This window comes from Chryseobacterium mucoviscidosis (assembly GCF_002177115.1).
Classification (GTDB): domain Bacteria; phylum Bacteroidota; class Bacteroidia; order Flavobacteriales; family Weeksellaceae; genus Chryseobacterium; species Chryseobacterium mucoviscidosis.
Window position 1 is genome coordinate 1 of sequence record NZ_MVAG01000045.1, and the last position, 277, is coordinate 277.

Below are 277 nucleotides of genomic sequence, written 5' to 3' on the forward strand. Positions count from 1 at the left end.
AGTTCAAGAACTTCTAATTTTTCAAAAGCTGACAAGTTGCTCGCAGAGCAGTGGTCAACACCAGAGAAGCAGTGGACAAAGGCTGAAGTGGCAATATGGAGAACAAAAAACAAGTATACTTGGCATGAACTTAATGATGGAAAAACCATACAATTGGTTCCGAGTAGTGTTAATTCTAAATTTGGACACCTTGGTGGTGTAAGTGAAGTTAAATAAGAAAGGACGATACTCTAAAAATGAAAAAAGATGAGTTGTTTGGAGAAATTGTTTATGAAGA

1 protein-coding gene is annotated in these 277 nt (G+C 36.1%); it reads left to right on the forward strand.

All coding sequences use genetic code 11. The features are described from left to right. A partial coding sequence (locus tag B0E34_RS22640) for an HNH endonuclease (protein ID WP_133059885.1) occupies nt 1–216 on the forward strand: 216 nt, incomplete at its 5' end. Between the last annotated feature and the right edge of the window lie 61 nt (nt 217–277).